General features: G+C 67.7%; 4 protein-coding genes. 1 reads left to right on the top strand and 3 read right to left on the bottom strand.

Annotated features, from left to right (window positions below):
* From Q8Q88_RS07155 to mddA, 3 genes are all read right to left on the bottom strand, one after another.
* The coding region (locus Q8Q88_RS07155; protein WP_305674511.1) for an MFS transporter at nucleotides 1–1,043 on the bottom strand (1,043 nt) is incomplete at its 3' end.
* Nucleotides 1,040–1,780, bottom strand: coding sequence for an MBL fold metallo-hydrolase (locus Q8Q88_RS07150; protein ID WP_305674510.1), 741 nt, complete (start codon nucleotides 1,778–1,780; stop codon nucleotides 1,040–1,042). The genes Q8Q88_RS07155 and Q8Q88_RS07150, both read right to left, overlap by 4 nt.
* Nucleotides 1,777–2,547: a methanethiol S-methyltransferase gene (gene mddA, locus Q8Q88_RS07145; protein ID WP_305674509.1), complete on the bottom strand. Its 771-nt coding sequence runs from the start codon at nucleotides 2,545–2,547 to the stop codon at nucleotides 1,777–1,779. The genes Q8Q88_RS07150 and mddA overlap by 4 nt, the downstream gene beginning before the upstream one ends.
* A gap of 103 nt (nucleotides 2,548–2,650) precedes the next feature.
* Between mddA and Q8Q88_RS07140 the strand changes: the two genes are divergently transcribed.
* A partial coding sequence (locus Q8Q88_RS07140) for a metalloregulator ArsR/SmtB family transcription factor (RefSeq protein WP_305674508.1) occupies nucleotides 2,651–3,225 on the top strand: 575 nt, incomplete at its 3' end.

The following is a 3,225-nucleotide window of genomic DNA, read 5'->3' as shown; positions in this document are numbered from 1 at the left end:
TAGACCATGGCCGTGCCCAGGCCGAGCAGGATGCTGGCGGCCAGCCACCAGCCGAACTGCCGGGTCGCCGCGGTCAGGAAGAGGCCCGCGGCCTGCACCCACATGCCGGCGACGATCAGGCCCTTGCGGCCCCAGCGGTCGCTCAAGGGACCTGTGATGGTCTGCAGCAGGCTCCAGACCACCGGATAGACGGCCTTCAGGATCCCGATGCGCTCCACGCCCAGCCCGAAGGCCGAGTAGAACAGCGGGAAGATCCCCCAGCTCATGCCGTCGTTGAGGTTGTTCACCAGGCCAGCCTGCGAGGCGGCGAACAGGTTCCGTTCGCCATAGGACGTGCGCCGGAACACCTCCCAGAACCGCACCGGCTCGGCGGCCACCGCGTGACCGGCGATCTCGAGCCCCACATGGTGGCGGGTGTCGCGGATCAGGAAGATCGACAGCACGAGGCCCAGAGCCGCATAGGCGATGCCGAGGTAGAAGGGCTCGGGCCGAAGGCTGTAGCGCTGGGCGATGTAGCCGGTGGCGAGCGCCGTCAGGCCGAGCGCCAAGTAGCCGGCGAACTCGTTGAGGCCGACCGCCAGGCCACGCGACTTTGGGCCCACGAGGTCGATCTTCATGATCACCGTCATCGACCAGGTGAGACCCTGGCTGACGCCGAGCAGTGCGTTGGCGGCGACGATCCAGCCCCAATTCGGGCCCCAGCCGATCATGAACGGGACAGGCAAAGCGATCAGCCAGCCCAGGACCAGGAGGCGCTTGCGTCCGTAGACGTCGGCGAAATGGCCCGACAGCAGGTTGGTGAAGGCCTTGATCACGCCGAAGCTGACGATGAACGAGGTCACCAGGGTGGTGGAGGCGAGCCGGAATTCCTCGGCCCCGATGAGCGGGACGACCGTGCGCTCCAGCCCGACCATGCCGCCCACGAAGGCGTTGACCAGGATCAGCAGCGAGAACTGACGCCAGTTCTCGGCGAGTCCCAGCCGCAGGCCGCCGGCCGGGGCGGCCGCGCCGTCTCGGCCGGACGTCGGGCTCGGATCGCTCACGCCGCCGCGGCCGTGAATCCGGAATTGACGGCGCGCAGCTCGGCCGCCTGGGCGGGTGGCTCGGGAATCTCGATCAGCATGGCGGCGACGAACGCCTCCTCGTCGTCAATCCGGAAGGCCTGATTGTATCGCCGCTCGAAGCCAATGGTGGACGTGGGCTTGCCGCTCAGTCGACGGCCGCAGAGCGAGCCGGAGAAGGCGCCGGGCAGCACTTCCACATAGTCCGGCAGCGACTTCAGCCGCGCGATGGTGCGAAACAGGGTCCGCGCGCCCTCCTCCGCCGACGCGGCCAACTCGGTGCGTCCAAGATCCCCGACCATCAGGGTGTGGCCGGTGAGCACGAACCAGGGCTCGGCGGCGCGGGTTCCGTCGGTGACCAGCAGGCTGATGTGTTCGGGCGTGTGGCCGGGCGTATGGAGCACTTCGGCGGCCACGTTGCCGAGTTCCAGAACGTCACCATCCCGGACACCCATGAACGGCCCCGCGGCCGGGGCGTCGGCGAACAGCACATAGGGCGCGCCGGCGGCCTCGGCGAGCCGACGGCCGGCGGAGACGTGGTCGGCATGCAGATGGGTGTCGATCACATAGCGGATCGCCATGCCGCTCTGTTCAGCCGCGGAGAGGTAGTGCGCGGGCTCGCCCACAGGATCGATGACGGCTGCGGCGGACTGGCCGCCGCAGCCGAGCAGGTATGAGATTCCCACTGGGTCGTGGCGCAGGAACTGACGCAGGATCACGGCCGCTTGCTCGCCGCGCCAACGGGCTTCACAGGTTCGCGCGCGCCGCGCGGCGGCAACGGAATGAGCATGGACACGCGCTTGCGGTAGCTGGCGTACTGCTCGCCGAACGCCGCGATCAGGTCGCGCTCCTCAAGCTGGATGCCGATCAGGATGTAGGCGGTGGTCGCCAGCGCGAACAGCAGATGGCCGGCGGTCATCGTCGGGGTCGCCCAGAACGCCAGGATGAAGCCCAGGTAGATCGGGTGGCGCACGGCTTTGTAGAACCAGGGCGTCTTGAACTCGGGCGGCGGCGCCACGCGGCGCGAGCGGTAGTCCCAGACCTGCTTCAGGCCGAACAGGTCGAAATGGTTGATCAGGAAGGTGCTCGTCAGCACCACGACCCAGCCCAGGCCGAACACCGCCCACAGCACTTGGACCCACACACCGGTCACCGACCAGACCGGCTGGGTCAGCGGCCGCCACTGCCAGAACAGCAGGACGAGCGCGAGGCTGGCCAACAGCACGTAGGTCGAACGCTCCACCGGCTGCGGCACGAACCTGGTCCACCAGCGCTTGAAGGCGGGCCTGGCCATCAGGCTATGCTGGACCGCGAACACGCCCAGCAGAGCCAGGTCGATGAGCACGGCCTGGGCCAGGCTGGCCGGCGCGCCGGAATCGATCGACTTCGGAACGACGAGGCCGCCCACGAAGCCGATGGCGTATAGGAACGTCAGGAAGAAGATGGCGTAGGCGATGACGCCGTACAGGACAGCCAATGCACGCATGGAACACCTCCCAGGTCACGGTCCATCCAGGACCGGCCGCGCCAGACGCAAGGCGCGACGCCTTGACATTCTTGCACGATCATTCAATTAATTGATTGAACGATTGATCGAGGAACCGAAACTGTCAAGCGACAATCCAAAGCACCTGGTCTTCGGGGGCCTGGCCGAACTGGCGAAGGCGCTGGCGAGCCCTTACCGCATCGAGATCGTCGAGGTGCTGGGCCAGGGCGAGCGCAGCGTCGAGGGCGTCGCCGCGCGTGTCGGGCTCTCCGTCGCCAACGCCTCTCAGCACTTGCGGCTCATGCGCGGGTCCGGCCTGCTGGCCTCACGGCGCGACGGCAAGCACGTCCTTTATCGGCTGAGCGACCCGGCCGTGGTGGATCTCATGACCGCCCTCGGCCGCCTGGGCGAACGCAACCAGGCCGAAGTCCGGGCGGTCATGGCCGGCTATTTCCATGAGCGCGACACCATGGAACCGATGTCGCGGGCCGACCTCGCCGAGCGGATCAGGACTGGGCTCGTCACCGTGCTGGACGTGCGGCCGGAAGATGAATTCGCCGCTGGGCGACTTCCTTCAGCGGTCAACATTCCCCTGAGGGACCTGACGCGGCGGCTGGGCGACCTGCCGAAGGACCAGGAGATCGTCGCCTATTGCCGGGGCGCCTACTGCGTCCTGGC

Origin of the sequence: Phenylobacterium sp., assembly GCF_030697925.1 — a bacterium.
GTDB lineage: Bacteria > Pseudomonadota > Alphaproteobacteria > Caulobacterales > Caulobacteraceae > Phenylobacterium.
This window is presented reverse-complemented; position numbering and strand designations above follow the sequence as displayed.